The following is a 21366-nucleotide window of genomic DNA, read 5'->3' on the forward strand; positions in this document are numbered from 1 at the left end:
GCGCCACACCCAGCCACCTGAGCCTTGGAGAGATCCGTGACGACCACTTCTCCCGCCACCAAGCACGAGGCCGCCCTCTTCCCGGCGTGGCTCGCCACCGTCGACGCCCAGCGGGACATGGCCCGGCTCGTCGCCCGCACGATCGCCGACACCCTGAGCGCCCAGCTCCCCGGCGCCGCCTACCTGACCCTGATGATCCAGGAGGACACCGAGCGGGACGAGCACCTCTTCCCGGAGAGCGTCCGCGACACCGCCGGTGACGTGCTGTTCGACTTCGAGGGCCACATGCCGCCGCTCGGGCCCGAGCACGCCGAGCTGCGGGCGCAGTGGGGCAACCTCGCCCCGGACGACCCCTTCGCGCTCCGCACCATGCTGCGCTACCTCTACATCAACGGGGCGGTCTTCGACCGGCTCCCCGAGGACCTCGACGACTCAGGCGATGACGACGAGGTCCCGTGCCTTCTGCTGTCGGCCGAGGCGCGCCCGCACGAGTGGGAGCACGAGGGCGAGGACACCTGGGACGTCGAGGCCCGGCGGCTGCGTCCGTACTCCGCCGCGAAGCCGAAGACCGCCGCACCGAAGGGGACGCGCCTGTGACCGCCGCCGTCCGCACCGACGCCTCACCCTCCACCGCCGCACTGGCCGAAGTCCTCCGCGCCGCGGGAGCGCTTGCCGAAGCCATCGCCGCGGCACCGTTCCCGCTTCGGGCGGTGGTCGGCCCGGAGGCCCGCGCCTGCCTCCAGGTCCCGTCAGACACCGGCGACGACGTCGGCCGGATGCTGCGCGTCGAACAGGCCGCGGCCCTCATGCCCGCCGAACCGGAGCTGGTGGGGGACCGCGCAGGCTTCTACTGGCAGGCCGAGATCCAGCGGGACGGTGCCGTTCTCCAGGTCTGGACGCGGCTCAACCCGGTCGCCGACGAGGCGCAGCCGTAACGAATCCGCTCTTCACCGGGCGCCCCGTCGAGCCGAGCGGGCGGGGCGCCCGCCAGTCCGTGACCGACTCTCGCCCTCGGAGGCCGTTCCCATGTCCGCCATCGCCAAGCGCAGCGCTGCCGACTCGCCCCATCCTGGCCGGGGCAGCGCCCGGATCCACTTCGACCGGGGCCGCCACCCCGCGACCTTGCTTCCGCTGCTGGAGGCTGGCGCGCAGGAGGAGGCGCCCGTGTGCGGCGGCTGCGCCTTCCTCTACGAGCGCGCCGCAACTCACGGCACCCGCCTCAAGTGCCGTGTCCGCGCCTCGAAGCGCCGCCCCGGCCCCAACGTTCAGCCGGCTTTCCCCGCCTGCCAGCGCTTCCAGCCCGCCGACGACCGGACCTGACGGCCCCGGAGGAACAGTGCCGACCGACTACCGCACCGCGCACGAAACCGTCAGCACAGCCCTGGCCATGCTCGACGAGAACATCGGCTTCGACGTCGCCCGCGACGAAGACCCGAGTGGCCCAGTCGGCCGAAGAGCCAGGCCGTCCTGGCGCTGCGCGCCTTCCGCGACGCGCTCGCCGGACTCGACCGCGCCGCCCAGTCCGCCACGCCCACCGGCACCTGCTGAAACGGAGTCTGCTCATGTCGTACGCACCCGTAATGGTGTGCCTGTCCCCGACCGATCCCGACGACGTCGAGAGCGCCGTGGAGGCGGCCTTGGACCGTTCTCCCTCTGCACCGACGAGCAGTGGCACGAGCGCCCTGACTGGCGTGACGAGTTCGACCCGCAGAGGGACGGCGAGCAGAACCTGGCGCCGGATGTGATGGTCGGCCTCCTGGCGGAGAGCACCGGCCGCGGCTGGCGCCACGAGGAGGGCCCGGACGGCGTCGTCCGGTTCTTCGAGCTCACCGACTGGAACCCGCAGGGCCAGTGGCAGGAGTACACGATCGGGGAGAGGTTCCCCGGCCTGTTCCACCTCGCCGCCGGGATCGACCCGGCCTGTCCCGAGCTGGTCCGCGCGTCCGACTGCCCGCAGGAGCGGGCCGACGGCGGGCCGCTGCGCCTGCTCGACCTGGACGCGGCCCGGCGCGAGGCTCAGCTGGTCGCCGCAGAGCGGTACGTCCGGTGGACCGAGATCACCGCTGGGACTCCCGGCGTCCACGCGCTGGCGGACTTCGAGGCCGAGCTGGGACGGTCCGCTGCGGCTACGCAGCTGTTCGAGGCCCAGCCGCAGGTCGCTGTCGCCCGTGCGCAGCGACTCGTGGGCAAGACGGAGGACCCGGTGGTCCTCTTCGGCGATCGCGACCGGCTCTTCGAAGAGGCCGGGCTGCAGGCGGTGACCGCCAGCGCGCTGCTGACCGTCGACGACGTGTGGGTGGCCGATCCCTCCGGTGCCCGCCACCCCGGCCCGCGCGCACCGGAAGCGCTGGCGTACCACCGGGAGGCGAACGCGTACCTCGACGGCCTCGACGCGGATTGCGTCGTCGTCCTGGTCAGCATCGTCCGCTGACCACATCTCTCCGACCCGCCGATTGCGCAGGCGGGCCGGAGAACCTGCGTGAGCCCGAGAGCAGCCCACAGCCATGGCATTGCAAAATAAGAATTAGGCATGTAAGTTGAATCTTGTTGGTGGGGCTCCACGGCGCGCGCTCCTGTCACGTCCGCGCTGCAACGCATCGACGCGCGGGGCCACCAGCTGATTCACGCTCACTCGCCTGACGTCGGCATCGACCACTTCCGTCCGCCGACCGGCGCGCACTTCTTCCGACCCTTCGCTACCGCAAAGGAGTTTCGCCATGGACTTGGTCGACGTCGACGCCTTGCTCGTCGAAGAGCAGCTGGTTGCCGTGCTGCGCGACGGCATCCGCACGATCCGCAGGTCCGCCGGGGTCTGCACAGCGGACGATCTCACTGCGCGCCTGATCCAGCAGCTTCGCGGCGGGCTGCTCCACGCCGGTGCGACTTCCAACCAGGACGGCGCGCCGTCGGTGGAACTCGACGTCGAGGCCTTGGCCAGCCGGTCCTACGCGGTGCAGACCGCCATCAGCGGCCGGTCCGCCAGCGTGATCTTCACCGCCGGTCGCGGCGATAGCGGCATCGCGCACGGCGAGCACCTGGACATCCGGGCAACCGTGGCCGTCAGGCACCGGGTCGACCTGACCCTGCATTACGGCCTGGTCAGCACCGACGCGGGCGCCAGCTGGACCCTGGCCCTGGCGGACGCGGACCGCAGGTGGCTCGCCTCTGCCCAGCAGATGACGGACCTGGCCGGGCCGCACATCACCGAGCTCGTGCACGACCCCCACCACCGGTCCGGGCTGGAACCGGTCATTGACTCCGCCCGGCACGTCGCCGCGATGCGGGCCCTGTTCGACCTCCAGCGGGCTCGCGATCAGCTCGCCTGGGCGGCCTCGCGCACCCTCGCCGCCCGCGCGGTCTTCGACCGCTACGGGTACTCCGAGCCGGATCTGGGGCAGCTGCGCGCCCACCTGGACCGCCTCGCGCGGCTCGCCGCTGAAGGCCGCTGCCTGGTCGGCTGGTGAAGGCCAGCACGGCGCAGGAGTCGCCCCTGGGCGAGGTGCGGCAGCCGTTCGGGCCGCCCTCGTCCAAGGACGAGGAGCGGACCCGGCGTGAGAGCGGGCTGCTCGTCGACGTCGCCGGCCGGCCTCTGCCAGCGGCCCCTGGAACCCCCTGCGCCTTCTGCGACGGCTTCAACCCGGGCGACACCTGCCCGGCCGCGCTGACCTGCCCCCAATGCGGGGCACCGCCCCGGAAACGCTGCCGGCGCCCCAGCGAGCACGAGACCCAGGAGTGGCACATCGCTCGCGTCCGCGCCGCCGACCTGGAAGACCAGCGCCGCGAAGACACCGGAGACACCACCTTGCCCGCCCGCTGGACGAGCACCTGACTACCCCTCACCACGAGAGAGAGCCCCATGACCGCGCACCACGAGCACGCCCCCAGCGGACCGCGCTCGGCTCGCCTGACCCGCCCCCGTCTCACACCGGCCCACCGCCGCGCTCTGCTGAGCGGGGCCAAGGACCCGCTCGGCCTGCTGCCGAAGAGCGTCAACCTGCGCACGACGGTCTCCCTCGCCGGCCTCGGCTACGTCGGCCTGGATCAGAGCAAGGACTGCCTGCAGGGCCGGGAAGCGACAAAGGAGGCCCTGGAGGTCTGGGGCGGCGCGCTGACCGAGGAAGGCTGGGTCAGAGCGCGCGCCGAGGGCGCCAGCCCCTTCCGCATCGTCATCGTCGGCTGCGGGAAGGCCAAGCAGGACCGCCGGGTCACCGCGGGCACGCTGTACACCGGCTCGTTCCACTGGGCCTGCCGCTACACCGGCATGGAGCTCCTGCGCGACGGCGGACGCCTGTACATCCTCTCTGCCGCGCACGGGCTCCTCGACCTGGACACCGAGATCGAGCCCTACGACCTGACCGTCGGCGATCCCGGCAGCGTCAACGCAGGCGTCGTGCGGGAGCAGGTCCTCGGGCGCAGCCTGGAGGACGCGAAGGTGACGGTGCTCGCCGGCAGTCGGTACGTCGACCTTGTGCGCGCTGTCTGGCCGGACCTCGAGGCCCCGTTGTCCGGCGCCCGCGGAATCGGGGAGATGAAGCAGCGCCTGGGCCGGATCCGCAGGGATGCCCACCTCCGCCACATCAAAGCCGCCACCAACTGAACCAGCGGATCCCCTGGCGGCGCTCCCTGGTGGTCGTCCCCCGGTCATCGGCACCATCGTCGGCCGGCCCTGGGAGACCCGCTGCGCCACTACCTGTCCAAGGCATACAAGCACCCCTCCCCCTACGTCCTCGCGACCTGATCCGCCCCGCACCCCCGCCCCGGCCTCGGCTGTCTCTGCCTGTCTTCCCTACTCCCGACGGAGCCCTGATGCACGCCACTGCACCCGCACCCGCCCAGCGCTCCACCCTCCTGTTCGGCCGCCCGCGCAGCCACGACGACGCCCAGCGTCTGGGCGAAGCCGTCGCCCGGGCCTGGCACACCACCCCCTACAGCAGCCAGCCGGACATCCCGCTGAGCATCGTCGCGTCGCTGGCCCTGATCCCCGCGAAGGACCACCCGGGCGACGTCGCCCGGACCATCAACGAGGCCTGCGACGAGCGCCTGGTCCGTGGGCTGCGCGAGGTCTGGATCCACCACTGGGCGCAGTGTCCCGAGCTGGCCCCGGTGTTCGCCCCGCTGATGGCCTGGCTGACGGAGAAGGTCCCCTCTGACCTGGCCCGCTCTATGCGGAAGGTCGTCGATGCCTGCCTGCAGCATGGCCTGCTGGAGATGACCGGGAGCAGCGATCCCGGCGAGCGCAGCCAGGTGGACGTGCTGTCGTGGACGCTGACGGAGCTTCGTTCCCCGGGCGCCCGGCAGCGGCTCGGCGAGTTCCACACCCCTCCCCAGATCTCCAAGCTCATCGCGACCATCACCGTGGACGGTCTGCCTCCGGCCGGGGGGCGGTTCCTGGAGCCGGCGGGCGGATCCGGCGGCCTGTTCCGGGCACTGGCGCAGCGGCTGCGTGAGCTCGGCGGCGACCCGGCCGACTACGAGTGGGTCCTGATCGAGCTTGACGCTCTGGCGGCCGCGGCGGCGGCCGTGAACGCGATCGTCTGGGGGCTGGGCCCCCGGGTGGTGGTCGCCCGCGGTGACGCGCTGCGTGACCCGCAGGTCGCCGAGCGGGCCGGCGCCGCGCGCTCGCAGTTGCGGGCGGAGCGGGACCGGCTTCTCTCTTGCGTCGCCGCGATCGAGGGTGTCGGCGCTGCGATCGACCGGGTAGAACGGGCGGGCGCCGAAGTCGTCTCGTAGCGGCCGCGCCTCGGCCCCATCGTCCGCTCCCTGCTTGCTCCCGCCCTCCCTGTGGCTCGCGGGTAGGCGCGGCTCCGGTTGAACTGGCCCCTCTTCACTGAAGGCTCCGGCAAGCTGCCCAGCGCGGCTCGCCGGAGCCTTCTGCCTGCCCGTCTTCCCTGCTTCCCCGCAGAGCTCTCATGCACGCCATGCCGCCCGTGCCCGCCCACGCAGCTCGCGGCCAGCCGTCTGGCCGGCGCAGCGTCACTCAGCGCCGCCCTCGGCCTGCTCGCCGCTCTCGGCGTCGACACCTTCACCGGCTACCTGGGCCGCCACGCAGAGCATTTGTACCTGCCTCGGCGTTGCTGACCTCCCACCGGCCGGGTCGCGAGAATCTCCCCCATGGTTCCTCGGACGCCGGCCGACTGCGGCAGCCCCGGACACCCGGACGGGCCGCCGGGATCGTCAGAAGAGTGGCTCCCCGGGGCAGATGGCTTCGTCAGTCTGGTCGGGTAGGTACCACGCCCTTTCCTCGGAGGTCAGGTCGCGGCCGACAGCACTGCAGATGGCGGTGATCGTGGCACTCGGACTGGCGTAGTGCCACAGGTGTACGGCGCCGTCGTCGCTGGTGGTAGTGAGGGTGCGCCCGTCGGGGCTGAACGCCACCGCCCACACTGCCTTGGTGTGGCTGTTGATGGTGGTGGTGGTCTTGCCGGTGGCGACGTCCCACAGACGTGCGGTCCCGTCGAAGCTGCCGGTTGCGAGGGTGCGCCCGTCGGGGCTGAACGCCACCGAGACCACCCCCCCACTGTGGCCAGTGAGGGTGATGATGGTCCTACCAGTGGCCACGTCCCACAGATGTACGGCGCCGTCGCTGCTGCCGGTTGCGAGGGTGCGCCCGTCGGGGCTGAACGCCACCGCCCACACTGCCTTGGTGTCGCTGTTGAGGGCGGTGGTCTTGCCGGTGGCATTGAGGTTGGTGGTCTTGCCGGTAGCGACGTCCCACAGACGTGCGGGCCCGTCGTAGCTGCCGGTTGCGAGGGTGCGTCCGTCGGGGCTGAAGGCCGCCACACTCGCGCTGGCACCATCCGGATCAGTAAGGGTGGTGGTGGTTTCGCCGGTAATCACGTCCTGCAACCGTGTGGTCCCGTAGTAGCCGGTGGCGACGGTACGTCCGTCGGGACTGAACGCCATTGACCACGCATGACGGATATCACCGGGGGTGGTCGTGGTGGTGGTCTTGCCGGTGGCGACGTCCCACAAACGTACGTGCCCGTCGTCGCTGCTGGTGGCGATGGTGCGTCCATGGGGACTGAACGCCACCACGGCCACCCCGCTGCTGAAACCGCTGAGGGTGGCGGTGGTCTTGCCGCTGGCGACATCCCACAGCCTTACGGTCCGGTCCAAGCCACCAGTTGCGAGGGTGTGACCGTCGGGGCTGAACGCCACCCCGGTTACGGTTCTGGCGGAGCCGGTGAGGGTGGTGGTGGTCTTGCCGCTGGCGACATCCCACAGCCGCACGCTCCCGTCGCCGCTGCCGGTGGCGAGGGTGTGCCCGTCGGGGCTGAACGCCACCGTGTACACAGCTTCGGTGTGGCCGGTGAGGGTGGCGGTGGTCTTGCCGCTGGCGATGTCCCACAGCCGTGCGGTGCCGTCCCAGCTGCCGGTGGCGAGGGTACGTCCGTCGGGGCTGAACGCCACCACGTAGGCGACTTTGGTGTGGCCGGTGAGGGTGGCGGTGGTCTTACCGGTGGCGACATCCCACAGCCGCACGCTCCCGTCGCCGCTGCCGGTTGCGAGGGCACGTCCATCGGGGCTGAACGCCACCACGACCACGTCGCGGGTGTCACCGGCGAGGTTAAGGGTGGTGGTGGTCTTGCCGCTGGCGACGTCCCACAGCCGCACGCGCCCGTCGCCGCTGCCGGTGGCGAGGGTGTGCCCGTCGGGGCTGAACGCCACCGTGTACACAGCTTCGGTGTGGCCGGTGAGGGTGGCGGTGGTCTTACCGGTGGTGAGGTCCCACAGCCTGGTAGTCCCGTCGCCGCGTCCGGTAGCGAGGGTGTGCCCGTCGGGGCTGAACGCCACCGCGTGCGCGCTGATTTTATCGTCGGTGGTCAGGCGGCGGCGGATCGGGAAATTGGCGGCAGCGGTAAGGGCGGTGGCGGCTTCCGTGGTAGGGCTTGTGCGGTAGGCGGCGACCGCGAGCAGGGAGGCCAGCTCGAGATCGGTGCTGGTCACCAGGGCGGATTGGGCGGCGAGTTGCCGGGACTGGGCGGCGAGCTGGGCGGTGGTCGCCGTCTTCCACTGCCATGCGGCGACGCCGGAGGCTATCAGCGCGAGGACGAGGAAGGTCGCCAGAACGATGTTGAGGCGTCGGCTGCGCCGGGCGGCGGTCTGCTGGCGGTGGCGGCCTGCATCGAGGAACGCCACGAGGTGGGTCGGCACACGGCGCTGTGCGGACCAGTCCGTACCCTCGGCGAGGAGGCTGCCGACGGGCAGGTCCTGGGGATCACGTTCTCCCGGTTCCTGCTCCTGCCAGCGGTCGTACTGGTTCTGAGCGCGGTCGCGCCAGTTGTTGAACCTGGCGTCCTCCGTCACCCAGTCGTGCAGGGTCGTCCAGTCACGGATAAGCGCATCGTGGATCAGCTCGGCGACCGGTGTCCCCTCCGCGTCGTCGGGCTGTCCGGGCTCGTGCACTCGGCGGGTAATGAGGATTCGGTGGCGGGAGAAGACGGCCAGGACCTCGTCGACGGCATCCACCGCTGCGGGTGTGTCGTCGGCGGCGGCAAGGTTGCGCAGTTCACCGAGCGAGCGCTGCCGGCGAGCTGCGGGGATTGCCAGCGCCTCGTCGGCGGGGCGGACCAGGGCGGTCAGGACTTCCCGCGCGACGGCCCGCCGCTGCTCGCCGATGTCGCTGAGCGCGGCGTTGCACCACTCGGCAATCGCACCGGTGACGCCGCCGATGCGGTGGTAGGCATCGTGGGTGAGGCGCCCGCCATGGTCGAGGCGCCGCTCCCAGAGCCGGGTGAGGGCGACTTCGAGCAGGGGCAGTACGGTGACCGGCGCCTCGACCCCGGCGGGCGCGACGGGGTTCAGGGCGAGGACGTCGGAGACGATCCGCCGCGCCAGCCCTGCTTCGAACGGTGCCTGCAGGTCCTGGGCAGGGCCGGTGACGATCGCATCGAGTTCCGTGCCGGTCAGGGTGGCGGGAACGTTGAGCACGCCCCGCGTCTCCAGTGCGGTGTGCAGCAGATCGGGGGCCAGCACGGACAGACGGGAGTAGAAGTCATCGCGCATGACCAGGATCACGACGACCGGGGCGCCGGAGCGAACCACCTCGCCGAGGCCGGTGAGTGCCGCGACGGCCTCGGGCTCGGCGGAGGGCGCGAGGAGTTCCTCGAATTGGTCGACGACCAGCACCATCCGGTCGTCGCCCCGGCCGGAACCCGACGGCCTGACGCTGGCTGGCCTATTCCCTTCGGGGAGGGCCGCGGACATGCCTGCGTGCCCGAGGACTTCCGTCAGGTCCGGGCCCGGTCTTACGATCACCTGGCGCCAGCGGTCGCTGCCAGGCAGCCCTCCGGCGGCCAGTGCGGGCAGTACTCCGGCCTGGATCAGCGAGGACTTGCCCGACCCGGACGGGCCGAGCAGCAGCACCACCCGCTGCCCGCCCGCCATGCCCGCCACCACCCGGCGCACCACCTCCTCGCGCCCGCGGAACCAGCGGGCATGCTCGGCGGTGAATGGTTCCAACGCCCGGTACGGCGACACGTCGCCAACGTCGAGTGCGGGCCATGCCTCCCGCAGCACCGAGGTAGGGGTGGCGTGAGCAATGCCCTGCCCCCGGTCGTAGCCGTCGGGGACGGTGATTTCGGTGAGCATGCCAACCACCAGGCCTGTCGTCTCGTCAAGGACCGGCCCGCCGCTGAAACCTGTGGTCAGATCGTTGGCACCGGTCAGCTGCAGCAACTCACAAACACGGTCGGTGGGCGGCAGCAGCCCGACGGCGACGGCGGACCCGAAGTGCCCGTCCGACCGGGCCTGTGTGGGGAAGCCGATCGAGCGGACCCGGTGCCCTTCGCAGCCTGCCGCCGAACCCAGCAACAGTGGAGCCGTGCCCGCTGGCGCGTGCTCCAGTCGCACCAGGGCGATGTCCTGTTCTTCCGGGTCGCGCCACCCTTCCTCCAGCACCTGGCCCAAGACCGTGGGGGATCCGGGCACACGCGGGAAGGCGAGCTCCACCTCGTCACCCGGGCTGTACCCGGCAGCTTCCACGACGTGCGCGCAACTGATCAGCAGGTCCTCGGCAACCAGGAACCCCGAGCCCGCCACCTCCCCGGCCCGATTGAGGACCTGTGCGACCGCGACGGTCAGGGCACCGGCTCCGAGGGCCGCGTGTCCGTCATTCACCGGATCAGCTTGACGCCGCGCCTCCCGCCGCGGGAGTGGGCCCTGCGTCGTCCCTGCGCCACAGCAGCTTCACCGTCAGGTGGCAGCTGGCCTCCGTCTTGGTGATCACGACGCCGGCTTCGGTGGACAGGTCGACCCCGAACTCGACCTCCAGCTCCGCCGGCCCCGCGTCCCGAAACCGGCGAAGTACCGTGCGCGCCAGGTCGGTGACCGGCTCCAGGGCCTCGCCCAGCCCCACCGGCAGGTCACGGATCGCATCGCCCACCCGGCCGGCCTTCACCGGTCCGGTGGCACCGTCCGCTGCCTCGACCAGAACCGAGCCACCGCCGTCCAGCGGCACCCGCGCCAACTGCTGCCCCATGACCACCCCTCCCCATTCAGCCGCCCCGCGGCGACCGCACCGTCACCGTACTCGCGGCGGTCGATGGAGACAGGAAAACCCGAATCTGTAGTGCTCTAACCACCGTAACCGCTACCGAAGCCCCGCCCTTGGCCAAGGCGCCTGGCACGGACCAGACGGCGCCACCTTCTGCCACGCTCCTCAGAAGCGCGCAGCAGGATGGCTGATGAGCCGCCAGCACAGCAACCTGGGTCGTGACGTTCGCGGATGTCCGCGGCGCGATCGATCAGGTCGAGCGGGCCGCCGCGGATCCTCCCTTAGCAGCCACAGCTCGACCCCCACTGCCCCATCCGTTGCCCGCTCCGTGGTTCTCGGGTGGGAGCGGCTCCGGCTGAGCTGTCCCCTCTTCACCGAAAGCTCCGGCAGCCGCCCGGTGCGGCTCGCCGGAGCCTTCTGCCTGCCCGGCTTCTCCACTTCCGACGGGCCCCTCCTGCGCGCCTTGCCGCCGGCGCTGGCCCCGCGCACCACCTTCCTGGTTGAAGAGCTCCTCGGCTGCGGCTCTCCTCTGCTCGGGGGGTGAGGCCGACCCACCCCAGACGGGGGCTCCGCCGCCGTGGACGCCATCGTCTGGAGGCTGGGCCGGCACGTCGTGATCGCCTGCGGCGACACATTGCGCGACCCGCAGGTGGCGGAGCGGGCCGTCAAGGCCCGGGCCGGGCTCCGGGCCGAACGCGACCAGCTCCTCAGCAGGGTTGCGGTGATAGAGGGCGTGCGTGGTGCGCTCGATCTGGTCGACCGGGCCACCGTCGAACTCCTCGCACGGCCGCCGCGCCAGAACCCGCGGGCCCGTCCCGGAACGGGGAACTCGCCGCGCTGAAGCGCCACAAGGCGGCCCCGACCGTGGTCTTGGCCCTCCGGACCACAGGGCAAGCGGCCTGCAGAGCCGGTCACCATCAGCACCACCCGCTTCCTGCCGCCCGGCGCGGGGCCGTCCACGACCCGCAGAGTGGTGCCGGCAGCCCTCAGACGTCCTGGCGCCAGGACATCAGCACCTCGATCACCGCGCTGGCGACGAAGACGATCACGGGCACGAGCAGCCCGTAGTAGACCGAGGACCGCAGGGCGACGTCGACGTGGTCAGGGTCGTGAACGAGCTGGCCCAGGAATCCGGCGATCCACGCGATCGGAGAGGACCACGCGGCCCGGCGGACCGAGTTGGGAACCGCTTCCTCGGGCAAGCTCATCGGTGTCTCCACTCGTAGGCGTACGTCCATCATCGCGTACCGGACCAGCCGATGTCCGTCTCTTCCCGTCTCCGGTCGGCACCCGCCCGTAGTGACCCCGGCGGCCACCCCGCTCCAGGCCCAAGGCCCTCGATGTGCCGTTCGCACGGCCCGTCGAGGGCTTCGCCGTGCCTGCACACAGATCGGCCACGGTCCCCGAAGACGGCTCCAGCCCAGGGCTGCATATGCAGGTCAACCTCTCGAACCGGCCAACTACGAACGCACCGGCAGGCTCTGGCGCCACGTCAGGAAGCGTCCTTCGTTGCCTGTGGTAGCGATACTCCGTTTCAGTGATCCCGAAATCAGGCCAAACAGGACATGCATGGGCGGCACACGGGCCGAATCATGTCACTGAGAGTTATGAGTCTTGACCTGGCTGAAATCCCGTGCAAGATTCAACCCTCGTGATCTGAACGGTACCTGGCCCAAGATGCCATCAACTGATCGCAGGCCGGGCAACGGGGATGGGCGTCGGGGGATGGGGGGATCCATGCACACGTATGCACAAAAGCCGCTGGAGGACTTCCGCGGCCGACGCGGCACAGCCGGCCCTCTCGCCGGGGCCTGCCACATCCAGACCAGGTCGACGCAGGTGCTGCGCGTCCGCGTCGATCCCGATATCCTCCCGCCCATCCGTCCTCGCCGGGCTTCCCGGTCAGGCGCGCGGGGCTCCGACCCGGACCTCAGGGCGGGCGGGGGCGCGCGGCGGCACGGAGGGAATCACGGTCTTGGGCAGTCGCGGGATCGCCTGTTTCGATCCGGCAGCCCTGCGCGAGCAGCGGCGGTGCGTGGGCCTGAGTCAAGGTCAGCTGGCAGAGCGGGTGCGCGCAAGGTCGGTGGTGCCGCTCCTGAGGACGCACGTGTCGATGTACGAGTGCGGCAGCCGCCTGCCGGAGCAGCGCACGCTCTGCGCCATGGCGGATGGCCTGGATGTCCCGGTTTCCTGCCTGCTGCGTGCCGATCCGCCGAGCATTGCGCGGTTGCGCCTGGCGGCTCAGCTGACGCAGCAGGAGGCTGCGCGCCGACTGGGCGTCGCCCAGAGCCGCATGTCCTTGATCGAGCGCGGCCTGGTCGAGCTCGACGCCGCCGGTGTGCAGAGACTGGCCTCGATACTCGACACGGGAATCGTGACGGTACGACTGGCGATACGCGCCGCCTTGTAGTCCGCCCGGCCGGCACGCACGGCCGAGTTCGCGCCTGCCCCGTCCCGACTCTGTGTCAGCACGGCAACGGAGCCGTGCCGCCCCGGGGTCATGCCCGCGTCCGTGTGGCCCACTAGAGCCGAACACACCGCGCCCGACTGCCTCTCTCCAGGGGGGAATGATCATGTCATATTCACATCAAGCCCCGGGTCAGCGCCGGCTGAAGGCCGCTGCTGCCACCGCCGTGGGCTGCGCCATGCTGCTCTCCGCCGGCTGCACCTCCTCCGGCAAGCCCGTCGCGCAGGCACCCCCGTCGGTGTCGGCCTCTCCGAGCAGCGACCCGGACGAGGCCGCCAAGCAGCAGGTGCTCGCGACCTACCGCGGGCTGTGGGCGGCCGTGGCGACCATCTACAAGTCCGGCAGCATGGAGGGCGCGAACGGCGCCGAGCTGCAGAAGTTCGCCGCAGGCAAGGCCCTGGCCGGCGTTCGCGCGTCGGAGGTCTACTACCAGGACCAGGGCCTCGTCCTGAAGGGCGACCCGGTCCTCTCTCCCAAGGTCACCTCCATCGACATGGCGGCCACACCGCCGACGGCGCAGATCACCAGCTGCGTCGACTCCACCGACTTCATCCCCGTGGACAAGAAGACCGGCACGCCGGCGAAGCTCGCGTCCAACGAGTTCCGGCACGTGGAGAACTCCACGGCGGTCGGAGGCAACGGGGCCTGGCTGATCACGGAGCTGGTCATCCAGCGGGATCAGTCGTGCTGACGTACCGCAGACCTGCGGGCGTCGTCCTGGCCCTGATCCTGGCCCCGGCCGCGGCGCTGCTCACCCAGCCGCGCGCTCTCGCCGACGGAGGTGTCACCTGCCCGCCGAACGTGCCCAACTGCATCATCGTGGGAGGCGGCGGGGGTGAAGGCACCGGCGGAGGCACCGGCGGAGGTGGAGGCACCGGCGGGGGCGGAGGCGGGGACTCCACCTGCCTGCTGCACCAGCTGGACGGGTCCGGCGCGACCAAGGAGGTCCCGTGCCACCGGCCGGACCTGGGCTGGTTCAACCCGAGCGACAACTGCTACTGGGAGGCCCTGGACCCGCAGCCGCAGCCGGGCGACCCGGAGGTGGCCGGCGCGACCGGACTGCCCGCCAACTGGCAGGCGGGCGACGGCAAGCTCTACAACGTGACGTGCACCGCCCGGGGCGCCGAGCTGTTGGGCGGCATCACCTGGCGCAAGACCCCGCCGCCTGGATACGGCGGCAGCGTGGACCCGCAGCAGATGGCTCAGCAGGCCATGAAGCTGCTCGGGCTCCAGGGCGCCGACATCGGCATCGCGCCGAAGAAGGGCTCGATGGGTCTGGTCGGACTGCCCGTGTGGCTGTGGAACAACAAGTCCGCGTCCACCTGGGGGCCCAAGTCCGCATCCGTCAGCGCCGGCGGCGTGACGGTGACCGCCACCGCCCACGTCACCCAGATCGCCTGGAACACGGGCGACGGCACCTCGATGACCTGCAAGAACGCCGGGACGCCGTACAGCGCCTCATACGGCAACAGCTCCTCGCCGACCTGCGGCCACACCTACCAGCGGACCTCCTCCGGCGGAGCCTTCACCATCACCGCGAACAGCACGTGGCAGGTGGACTGGAGGGCCACCTCCGGACAGAACGGAACAATCATGACTGCGCGGACCGCGACGACCACGGTCGTCATCGGGCAGCTCCAGGTCCTCAACAACTGACCATCCCTGTCGGGAGTTTGAACGTGAGCATCACCAAGACACGCGGCGTGCCCGAGCAGACCACGGCCGCCGCGGCGGCTGCCGCCCCGAAGCCGGTGAACGCCCGGCGGCGGCGCCCGGCACTGATCGGCCTGTCCGTCGCCCTGATCGCAGCCGGCGGCCTCGTCGGCGCGATGACGCTGACGGCCGCCGGCCAGCGCAGCGAGGTCCTCGTGGTCGCCAAGCCCCTGGCCCTCGGACAGGTCATCACCCGGGCCGACCTGACGGTCGCATCCATCAGCCTGGACCCCGTGCTGAAACCGGTCTCCGCCGACCGGCTGTCCTCCATCCTGGGCCAGCACGCCTCGGTCCAGCTGCAGCCCGGAACGACACTGACCCAGGCCGACGTCACCTCCGATGCTCTGGTGCAGCCCGGCAAGCAGCTCGTCGGGATCCAGGCCAAGCCCGGTCAGCTGCCCGCTACCGCGCTGGTGCCCGGGGAGAAGGTGCTCATCGTCTCGACGCCGGGGCAGAACCCGGCGACGGACGGCGACGGCTCCTCCGGGGCGCCCGCCTCCCTGCCCGCGCAGGTGGTACGGGTCGGCACACCTGACTCCAGCGGCGCCCTCACCGTCGACGTCGCCGTCGACGCGAACAGCGGCGCCACCCTCGCGGCCCGCGCCTCCACCGGCAACATCGCCATCATCGTGCAGAGCCCCTCGGCGGCCGGCTGATGGCACTGATCGCAGTCGCAGGCTGCCCCGGCGCGCCCGGCGCCACCACCGCAGCCCTGGCACTGTCGATGACCTGGCCCCTGGGTGAGGGCCGGCACGTCATCATGGCCGAGTGCGACCCGGACGGCGGCTCCGTCGTCGCCGGTGCGCTGCGCGGCGGCACCCCCGGCCCGCACGGCCTGCAGAACCTCCCGGTGGCCGCCCGTACCGGGCGCCTCAACGAGGCGTTCTGGCGGCAGTTGCTGGACCTGTCCGACGGGGCCAAGCAGCGCCTGGTCCTGCCCGGCCTGACCAGCCCCTCGCAGGCGCCGGGCATGCAGAGCGTGTGGCCGCAGCTCGCCGACCTGCTGGCCGGCATCGACGGCAGCGCGCAGCACGACGTCATTGCCGACCTGGGCCGGCGCGGCGGCTCCGACGGTGCGGCTTCCCTGGTGCTCCGTGCGGACCTGGTCCTGGCCGTGGTGCGCACGACACTGCGCGGGGTGCACCACGCCGAGCACCGCGTGCGGGCCCTGGCCGAGGACCTCGACGCCCGGGGTGTGGGACGCGACGCCCTGCGCCTGCTCCTGGTCCCGGCGGGCCCCTACGGCGCGGCGGAGATCAGCGATCGCCTGTCCGTTCCGGTCGTTGCCGAGCTGCCGTTCGACCCGAAGGCCGCAGAGGTGCTCTCGGACGGTGCCGACCTCGGTGAACGCCGCTTTAGGCGCAGCGACCTGATGCGCCATGCGGCGACCGCCGCCGAACACATCCACGCCCTCGTGCTCCGGCGCCGCGAGCAGCTCGCTCCTCGCCCGGCACCCCAGGCTCCGGCCGGGGCCGCAATTCCCGGAGGCACTCATGCTGCGCGCTAGCCCGGTCCACACCGAGCCGGTCCTGGCCGACACCGCGTTGGAGACGGTGCCCGCACCGTCCCTGGCGCCGCGCCGGGCCGTGGTGTCCCGCGGTGGCAGCGCTGCGGCACCGGCGGTCCGGCTCGTCGAGCCCGGGCCCACCGACCCGTTCGCGACGCGTACCGTCCCCGCCCCGCAGCCCACCGCCATCGCGTCTTCCGCCTCTGCGGCTGCGGCCCTGGCTGTGCGGCCGCAGGCGGCGCCCGGATCGCCGGTGGAATCCGCGGTCGTCAGCCAGGTCAGGCGCCTGGTCTCGGACGAGCTCGCCTCGCTCGTCGCCCTGGAGCCCGGCATGAGCCAGGCCGACCGCGAGCAGCGTGCCCGTGCACTGATCAACACCCGGGTCGCCCAGTGGGTCGTCGCCCGCGCCGGCGAGCTGGGTACCGCGCCGAGCGAGGAGGTGCAGCGTGCCCTGGAGACGCAGGTCTTCGACCTGCTGTTCCGTGCCGGGCGGCTGCAGCCCTACCTGGACGACGAGTCGGTGGAGAACATCCTCGTCAACGGTTACGACCGGGTCGTCATCGACTACGCCGACCGCGGAAAGGTTCCGGTGGCGCCGATCGCCGAGTCCGACGAGGACCTGGTCGAGCTGTTGCGCGACCTCGCCCGGCGCTCCGGCCATGGCGAGCGGACGCTGTCCACGGCCAGTCCGATGCTGGCGCTTCGGCTGCCGGACGGATCCCGTCTGCAGGCGATGACCGAGGTCACGCCCCGCCCGCAGGTGACCATCCGCCGCCACCGCGTACGCAGGACCGACCTTCCCGGCATGGTGGCGCTCGGCGCGATCGACACGACGCTGGCCGCATACCTGAAGGCGCTGATCCTGGCCCGCAAGAACATCCTGATCGCCGGCGGCCAGGGCGCGGGCAAGACGAGCCTGATGCGGGCCATGGCCCGCGAGATCCCGATGGACGAGCGGATCGGCACCCTGGAGACCGAGTTCGAGCTCTTCCTTCACGAGCTGGAACCCGACCGGCAGGTCGTGGCGATGGAGGCCCGTGAGGGCAACGGGGAGCGCGTCGATGGCCAGGCCGCCGGCGAGATCACCGTCAACGACCTCATCTACCCGAGCCTGCGCATGAACCTGTCGCGGATCGTGGTCGGCGAGGTCCGCGGCCGCGAGGTCGTGCCCATGCTGCAGTCGATGACCAACGGCGAGGGCGGCTCCCTGTGCACCATCCACGCCCGCGAGGCCGGCATGGTCTTCGACCGCATCGCCGAGCTCTACATGCAGGCGGGTGAGGGCTTCAGCGAGCAGCTGGCTTACCGGCAGATCGCCAACGGCATCGACGCGGTGGTCTTCCTGCGCATGTTCGACGAGACCGCGATCGGCGGCCGCAAGCACCGCTTCGTCTCGCAGGTCCTGGAGGTCACGGGCGCCGGCGAGAACGGCCGCCCGACCGTCAACACCATCTTCGGCCCCAGCCCTGAGCTCGGGGAGCTGCGCGCCGTACCGCGGATGAACCCCGCTTGCGTGGCCGACCTGGCCCGTGTCGGCTTCGACGCCGACCTGCTGCGCGCCCCCGGCGGGGCCTGGCAGATGCCGCTGGACGTGAAGGTGGGTGGCTAGATGGGCACGACAGGACTGATGCTGGCGGGCCTGCTGGGCGGGCTGCTCCTGGCAGGCGGGCTGGTCGGCCTGGCCGCGGGCATCGTCGGCACCACCGCCCCGCGCACCCCCGGCCCGGTCGGCCGGTTCCGGGCCGCCCTGCGCGGCAGCGACCAGAGTGCCGCCGCCCGGGCGCAGCTGCGTGCCCGCTGGATGGTCGGCGGTGTGCTCGGTCTGGCCGCGTGGGCCTTCACCGGCTGGCTCGTCATCGGGCTGCTGCTGGTGCTGCTCACGGTCGGCCTGCCGTGGCTTCTGAGCCCTGGCAGGGCCGCCAGCATCCGGATCGCCGAGCTGGACGCCCTGGCCGAGTGGACGCGGCGGCTCGCCGATGTCCTCCACCTCGGTGTCGGCCTGGAGCAGGCCATGAAGGATTCGCGCCGCACCGCGCCGGCTGCTCTGGAGAAGCCGGTGGGTGAGCTCGCAGCCCGGCTGCAGTCCGGCTGGCGTCCGGAGGACGCCCTGAGCGCGTTCGCGGACCGGCTGAGCGATGCGACCGCAGACAAGGTCTGTGCCGCGCTGATCCTTCGTGTCTCCGACCGTGGTCCGGGCCTGGCCCGGAATTTGGAGGACCTTGCCGACTCCGTGCGCGACGAGGTCCGCCAGCGCCGCGAGATCGAGGCGGACCGGGCCAAGCCGCGCACCACGGTGCGGTGGATGACGGGAATGACTCTGCTGACCGTCGTCGGCGGGAGCTTCGACACGGAATACATCAAGCCCTACGGCAGCGTGCTCGGGCAGATGGTCCTTGCCATGCTGATCGGCGCGTTCGCCGGTGTCCTGGCCTGGATGCGGCAGCTCGCCACCTTCCGTCCCACCCCCAGGTTCCTGGCCGCCGACCCGCGCAGCTCCGTCACCGTGCCCGCTCCTGCGGGCCGGGCCGGATCCGGCGCCCCGGTGGCCATTGCTGCCGCCGGAGGTGCGCGGTGATTCCCGTCTTCGCGGTCCTGGCCGGGGTTCTGGTCGGCGCTGGCATCGCCGTGCTCGTCCGAGCGGCGTCCAGGCCGCAGCCCCAGCTGGCCGCAGCCCTCGATCAGATCAACCAGGCCCCGGTGCTGGACCACGACCAGGAAGAGCTCAGCCAGGACGAGAAGGTCGGCCGCTGGCTGCTCCAGCGCCTCCAGGGCGTGCCCGGGGTGACGATCCGCCACAAGGACCTGGCGCTGCTGGGCAAGAGCCCGGCCGTCCACATGCTCACGCGGGTGGCCCTTGCCCTGCTCGGCCTGATCTTCCCGACCCTGCTCAACACCATCGTGATGGTCACCGGGAACTCGCTGCCGCTGCCCGTCCCGCTGGCGGCGGGCCTGGCGGTGGGCGGGTTCTTCTTCGTCCTGGCCGACTGGGAGGTCCGTGACAAGGCCCGGCGGGCCCGCGCGGAGTTCTCCCACGCCATCGCCGCCTACCTGGATCTGATCGCCCTCGAGCGGGCCGGCGACGCCGGACCGTCCGAGGCCGTGGAACGCGCGGCCGGCGTCGGCCAGGGCTGGGCCTTCCTGCGGATCCGGCAGGCCCTGGAACGCGCCCGGATCGACAAGGTCGCCCCGTGGGTCGAGCTCAAGCGCATGGCCGAGGACCTCGACGTGCCGCAGCTCGCCGACGTCGCGGACATCATGAGCCTGTCCTCGACCGAGGGGGCGGCCGTGTACAACACGCTGCGTGCCCGCGCCAAGTCGCTGCGCAGCGAGCTGATGTCCAAGCAGGCCGAGGAGGCCAACGCCGACTCGGAGAAGATGACCGCCCCCGGCGCCCTGCTCGCGGTGCTGGTGATGGTCCTCATCGGCTTCCCCGCCGTCATGCGCATCCTCAGCTCCTGACGGCACCACTCAATCCATCCGCACCACACCGAAGGAAGATCTCTCACCATGAGCCCGATCGACAAGGCCAGGCACACGCTGTACCGCCTCCCGGAGACCATCGGCTTCGCGGCGGTGATCGCGTGGGCCGCGTCCCGTATGGAGGAGCTGCGCGAGGAGAAGGAGCGCGGCGACGTCTCCATCACCACCGTGATCATCTGGGTGGCCGCCATCGCCCTCGCCGTGGCGATCGCTGCGGTGATCGCCACCCTGGCCACCAAGTACAAGGGCAAGCTGTCCACCCAGTGAGCCGGCACGCTCCGCCGGGCCCGCGAACCCCCGGGCCCGGCGGAGCACCACCTACCCCTCTCCCCCGCTCTGCGCCGCGCGCCCGCTCACTGGAAGGAAGCACATGCCAACCGACGGCCCGTCACCAGCGCCCCGCCGGCTGCCCAGAGCTCTGCGGGACCTGGCGCGGCGTATGCGTGAGGGTGAAGAGCGCGGGGATGCCTCGATCGAGACCGCGATCATCTTCCCCTTCGTCATCCTGTTCACCGTCATGATCGTCCAGGCCATAATGTGGTACTACGCCCGGCTGGTCGCCCAGACCGCGGCCCGAGAAGGCGTCGTCGCCGCGCGGACCTACGGCTCCAACATCAACACCGGACTCGCCCGCGCAGGCGAGAGCGCCACGCGGCTGGGGGGCGACTCCCTGCGCTCCCCGCACGCCTCGGCCAAGGGCAGCTCCGCCACCCGCATCACCATCACCGTCACCGGGCAGGCCCAGTCCCTGATCCCCGGCATCAGCGGCTTCACGGTCAGCCAGAGCGCCTCGGCGCCCGTGGAGAAGTGGAACAGCCGGTGACACCCCACCCCGATCCGCTGCGCCACGGCCGCCAGTGCGGCTCCGTCAGCATCGAGGCCGCCATCGTGCTGCCCGTGCTGATCCTGTTCCTGTGCCTGGCCTGGGCCGCCGGCCGCGTCGCGCTCACCGGCCAGGTCGTGGACAACGCCGCCGAGGACGCCGCGCGGGCCGCCTCCATCTCCAAGACCGCCGGTGAAGCTTCCACGGCCGCCTACCAGGCCGCGAAGAAGGACATGGCGGCATCCAGCACGGCGCTGCATTGCACCCCGGCGGTGTCCATCCCGCACATGAGCATCCCCACCCGGGCCGGCCAGTCCGGCTACGTCACCGTCACGGTCTCCTGCACCGTCAGCTTCGCCGACCTGTTCGGCCTCCACCTCGGCAGCAAGACGCTGACCTCGACCTTCACCTCGTACGCCGACACCTACACCCAGAGGTGAGCACCGTGACCCGCTTGCCTGCAGGCCGCCCCCGCGAGGAGGGCAGCATGTCCATCTACGTCGCTGTCATCACCATGGCGGTCCTCGCTCTGCTGGGCCTGGTCGTCGACGGCGGCGGGAAGCTGCGGGCCTCCGAGCGGGCGGACGCGATCGCGCAGGAAGCCGCCCGCGCCGGCGGCCAGCAGATCAACGCGGCCAAGGCGATCCCCGGCAACGGCATCGTCGTCGACCCCGAAGCCGCCCACACTGCTGCCGTCGACTACCTGAAGAAGGCCGGCTTCCAGGGCGGCTTCAAGATCTACCCCACCGACAACGGGCGCGTCCTCGTCGTCGACCTCACCTCCACCTACCGCAGCATCTGGGGGCTCGGCGACATGCCAGTGCACGGCCACGCCACAGCTGCCCTTGTCTACGGCGTGACCGCGCCGAAGGGACCGTGAC

Annotated in this window: 24 protein-coding genes; 21 read left to right on the top strand and 3 right to left on the bottom strand. The window is 71.5% G+C overall.

Annotated elements, in window-relative coordinates:
• Positions 1-36: 36 nt before the first annotated feature.
• The 8 genes from SNE206_RS15065 (at position 37) to SNE206_RS15100 (ending at position 5730) form a co-directional block, all read left to right on the top strand.
• Positions 37-597 carry a hypothetical protein gene (locus SNE206_RS15065; RefSeq protein ID WP_407913848.1) on the top strand — a complete coding sequence of 187 codons (561 nt, stop codon included), beginning with the start codon at positions 37-39 and terminating at the stop codon, positions 595-597.
• On the top strand, positions 594-935 hold the full coding sequence (locus tag SNE206_RS15070) for a hypothetical protein (protein ID WP_407913849.1): 342 nt from the start codon (positions 594-596) through the stop codon (positions 933-935). The genes SNE206_RS15065 and SNE206_RS15070 overlap by 4 nt, the downstream gene beginning before the upstream one ends.
• Positions 936-1026: 91 nt before the next feature.
• Positions 1027-1320 (top strand): hypothetical protein, encoded by a 294-nt coding sequence (locus SNE206_RS15075; RefSeq protein WP_407913850.1) that lies wholly within the window; start codon positions 1027-1029, stop codon positions 1318-1320.
• Between the two features lie 265 nt (positions 1321-1585).
• Positions 1586-2431 (top strand): hypothetical protein, encoded by an 846-nt coding sequence (locus SNE206_RS15080; RefSeq protein ID WP_407913851.1) that lies wholly within the window; start codon positions 1586-1588, stop codon positions 2429-2431.
• Between the two features lie 292 nt (positions 2432-2723).
• Positions 2724-3464, top strand: a complete 741-nt coding sequence (locus tag SNE206_RS15085) for a hypothetical protein (RefSeq protein ID WP_407913852.1) — start codon at positions 2724-2726, stop codon at positions 3462-3464.
• Complete coding sequence (locus SNE206_RS15090) at positions 3461-3829, top strand: hypothetical protein (protein ID WP_407913853.1); 369 nt, start codon at positions 3461-3463, stop codon at positions 3827-3829. Before SNE206_RS15085 ends, SNE206_RS15090 begins: the two co-directional genes overlap by 4 nt.
• 27 nt (positions 3830-3856) lie before the next feature.
• Positions 3857-4597 carry a DUF6884 domain-containing protein gene (locus SNE206_RS15095; RefSeq protein WP_407913854.1) on the top strand — a complete coding sequence of 247 codons (741 nt, stop codon included), beginning with the start codon at positions 3857-3859 and terminating at the stop codon, positions 4595-4597.
• A 209-nt stretch (positions 4598-4806) separates the two neighbouring features.
• A complete protein-coding gene (locus SNE206_RS15100) occupies positions 4807-5730 on the top strand; it encodes an N-6 DNA methylase (protein ID WP_407913855.1) in 924 nt (307 codons plus the stop codon).
• Positions 5731-6174: 444 nt separating this feature from the next.
• Here SNE206_RS15100 and SNE206_RS15105 read toward each other — a convergent pair whose 3' ends face one another.
• Together SNE206_RS15105 and SNE206_RS15110 are read right to left on the bottom strand one after the other, a co-directional pair.
• The gene (locus tag SNE206_RS15105; protein ID WP_407913856.1) at positions 6175-10041 is read right to left on the bottom strand and encodes a trypsin-like peptidase domain-containing protein; all 3867 of its coding nucleotides are present in this window, start codon (positions 10039-10041) and stop codon (positions 6175-6177) included.
• Positions 10042-10123: 82 nt separating this feature from the next.
• Positions 10124-10480 (bottom strand): CU044_2847 family protein, encoded by a 357-nt coding sequence (locus SNE206_RS15110; protein WP_407913857.1) that lies wholly within the window; start codon positions 10478-10480, stop codon positions 10124-10126.
• A gap of 592 nt (positions 10481-11072) precedes the next feature.
• Between SNE206_RS15110 and SNE206_RS15115 the strand changes: the two genes are divergently transcribed.
• A complete protein-coding gene (locus SNE206_RS15115; protein WP_407913858.1) occupies positions 11073-11336 on the top strand; it encodes a hypothetical protein in 264 nt (87 codons plus the stop codon).
• Positions 11337-11481: 145 nt separating this feature from the next.
• Here the strand turns inward: SNE206_RS15115 and SNE206_RS15120 are convergent, their stop codons facing one another.
• Complete coding sequence (locus SNE206_RS15120; protein WP_407913859.1) at positions 11482-11703, bottom strand: hypothetical protein; 222 nt, start codon at positions 11701-11703, stop codon at positions 11482-11484.
• A gap of 905 nt (positions 11704-12608) precedes the next feature.
• Here SNE206_RS15120 and SNE206_RS15125 point away from each other — a divergent pair.
• From SNE206_RS15125 to SNE206_RS15180, 12 genes are all read left to right on the top strand, one after another.
• Complete coding sequence (locus SNE206_RS15125) at positions 12609-12905, top strand: helix-turn-helix domain-containing protein (protein WP_407913875.1); 297 nt, start codon at positions 12609-12611, stop codon at positions 12903-12905.
• Between the two features lie 163 nt (positions 12906-13068).
• On the top strand, positions 13069-13653 hold the full coding sequence (locus tag SNE206_RS15130) for a hypothetical protein (RefSeq protein ID WP_407913860.1): 585 nt from the start codon (positions 13069-13071) through the stop codon (positions 13651-13653).
• Positions 13647-14618 carry a hypothetical protein gene (locus SNE206_RS15135; protein WP_407913861.1) on the top strand — a complete coding sequence of 324 codons (972 nt, stop codon included), beginning with the start codon at positions 13647-13649 and terminating at the stop codon, positions 14616-14618. The genes SNE206_RS15130 and SNE206_RS15135 overlap by 7 nt, the downstream gene beginning before the upstream one ends.
• Positions 14619-14641: 23 nt before the next feature.
• Entirely contained in the window at positions 14642-15331 is a 690-nt protein-coding gene (locus SNE206_RS15140; protein WP_407913862.1) for an SAF domain-containing protein, read from the top strand.
• Positions 15331-16182, top strand: coding sequence for a hypothetical protein (locus SNE206_RS15145; protein WP_407913863.1), 852 nt, complete (start codon positions 15331-15333; stop codon positions 16180-16182). The genes SNE206_RS15140 and SNE206_RS15145 overlap by 1 nt, the downstream gene beginning before the upstream one ends.
• Positions 16169-17791 carry a CpaF family protein gene (locus SNE206_RS15150; protein ID WP_407913864.1) on the top strand — a complete coding sequence of 541 codons (1623 nt, stop codon included), beginning with the start codon at positions 16169-16171 and terminating at the stop codon, positions 17789-17791. Before SNE206_RS15145 ends, SNE206_RS15150 begins: the two co-directional genes overlap by 14 nt.
• The gene (locus tag SNE206_RS15155; protein ID WP_407913865.1) at positions 17792-18757 is read left to right on the top strand and encodes a type II secretion system F family protein; all 966 of its coding nucleotides are present in this window, start codon (positions 17792-17794) and stop codon (positions 18755-18757) included.
• Positions 18754-19641 (top strand): hypothetical protein, encoded by an 888-nt coding sequence (locus SNE206_RS15160; protein WP_407913866.1) that lies wholly within the window; start codon positions 18754-18756, stop codon positions 19639-19641. The genes SNE206_RS15155 and SNE206_RS15160 overlap by 4 nt, the downstream gene beginning before the upstream one ends.
• A 48-nt stretch (positions 19642-19689) precedes the next feature.
• Positions 19690-19929 carry a hypothetical protein gene (locus SNE206_RS15165; protein ID WP_407913867.1) on the top strand — a complete coding sequence of 80 codons (240 nt, stop codon included), beginning with the start codon at positions 19690-19692 and terminating at the stop codon, positions 19927-19929.
• Positions 19930-20101: 172 nt separating this feature from the next.
• Positions 20102-20485, top strand: coding sequence for a TadE family protein (locus SNE206_RS15170; RefSeq protein WP_407913868.1), 384 nt, complete (start codon positions 20102-20104; stop codon positions 20483-20485).
• Positions 20482-20925: a TadE/TadG family type IV pilus assembly protein gene (locus tag SNE206_RS15175; RefSeq protein ID WP_407913869.1), complete on the top strand. Its 444-nt coding sequence runs from the start codon at positions 20482-20484 to the stop codon at positions 20923-20925. Before SNE206_RS15170 ends, SNE206_RS15175 begins: the two co-directional genes overlap by 4 nt.
• Positions 20926-20972: 47 nt before the next feature.
• Positions 20973-21365, top strand: coding sequence for a pilus assembly protein TadG-related protein (locus tag SNE206_RS15180; protein ID WP_407913870.1), 393 nt, complete (start codon positions 20973-20975; stop codon positions 21363-21365).
• Position 21366: the final 1 nt, after the last annotated feature.

The organism is Kitasatospora sp. NE20-6 (genome assembly GCF_045862635.1).

What these genes read in the sequence shown, in the direction of transcription:
- SNE206_RS15095 (WP_407913854.1), top strand. Translation starts at nt 3,857, where the DNA reads ATGACCGCGCACCACGAGCACGCCCCCAGCGGACCGCGCTCGGCTCGC.
- SNE206_RS15130 (WP_407913860.1), top strand. Translation starts at nt 13,069, where the DNA reads ATGTCATATTCACATCAAGCCCCGGGTCAGCGCCGGCTGAAGGCCGCT.
- SNE206_RS15125 (WP_407913875.1), top strand. Translation starts at nt 12,609, where the DNA reads ATGTACGAGTGCGGCAGCCGCCTGCCGGAGCAGCGCACGCTCTGCGCC.
- SNE206_RS15170 (WP_407913868.1), top strand. Translation starts at nt 20,102, where the DNA reads ATGCGTGAGGGTGAAGAGCGCGGGGATGCCTCGATCGAGACCGCGATC.
- SNE206_RS15150 (WP_407913864.1), top strand. Translation starts at nt 16,169, where the DNA reads ATGCTGCGCGCTAGCCCGGTCCACACCGAGCCGGTCCTGGCCGACACC.
- SNE206_RS15075 (WP_407913850.1), top strand. Translation starts at nt 1,027, where the DNA reads ATGTCCGCCATCGCCAAGCGCAGCGCTGCCGACTCGCCCCATCCTGGC.
- SNE206_RS15120 (WP_407913859.1), bottom strand. Translation starts at nt 11,703, where the DNA reads ATGAGCTTGCCCGAGGAAGCGGTTCCCAACTCGGTCCGCCGGGCCGCG.
- SNE206_RS15110 (WP_407913857.1), bottom strand. Translation starts at nt 10,480, where the DNA reads ATGGGGCAGCAGTTGGCGCGGGTGCCGCTGGACGGCGGTGGCTCGGTT.
- SNE206_RS15155 (WP_407913865.1), top strand. Translation starts at nt 17,792, where the DNA reads ATGGGCACGACAGGACTGATGCTGGCGGGCCTGCTGGGCGGGCTGCTC.
- SNE206_RS15100 (WP_407913855.1), top strand. Translation starts at nt 4,807, where the DNA reads ATGCACGCCACTGCACCCGCACCCGCCCAGCGCTCCACCCTCCTGTTC.
- SNE206_RS15180 (WP_407913870.1), top strand. Translation starts at nt 20,973, where the DNA reads ATGTCCATCTACGTCGCTGTCATCACCATGGCGGTCCTCGCTCTGCTG.
- SNE206_RS15165 (WP_407913867.1), top strand. Translation starts at nt 19,690, where the DNA reads ATGAGCCCGATCGACAAGGCCAGGCACACGCTGTACCGCCTCCCGGAG.
- SNE206_RS15145 (WP_407913863.1), top strand. Translation starts at nt 15,331, where the DNA reads ATGGCACTGATCGCAGTCGCAGGCTGCCCCGGCGCGCCCGGCGCCACC.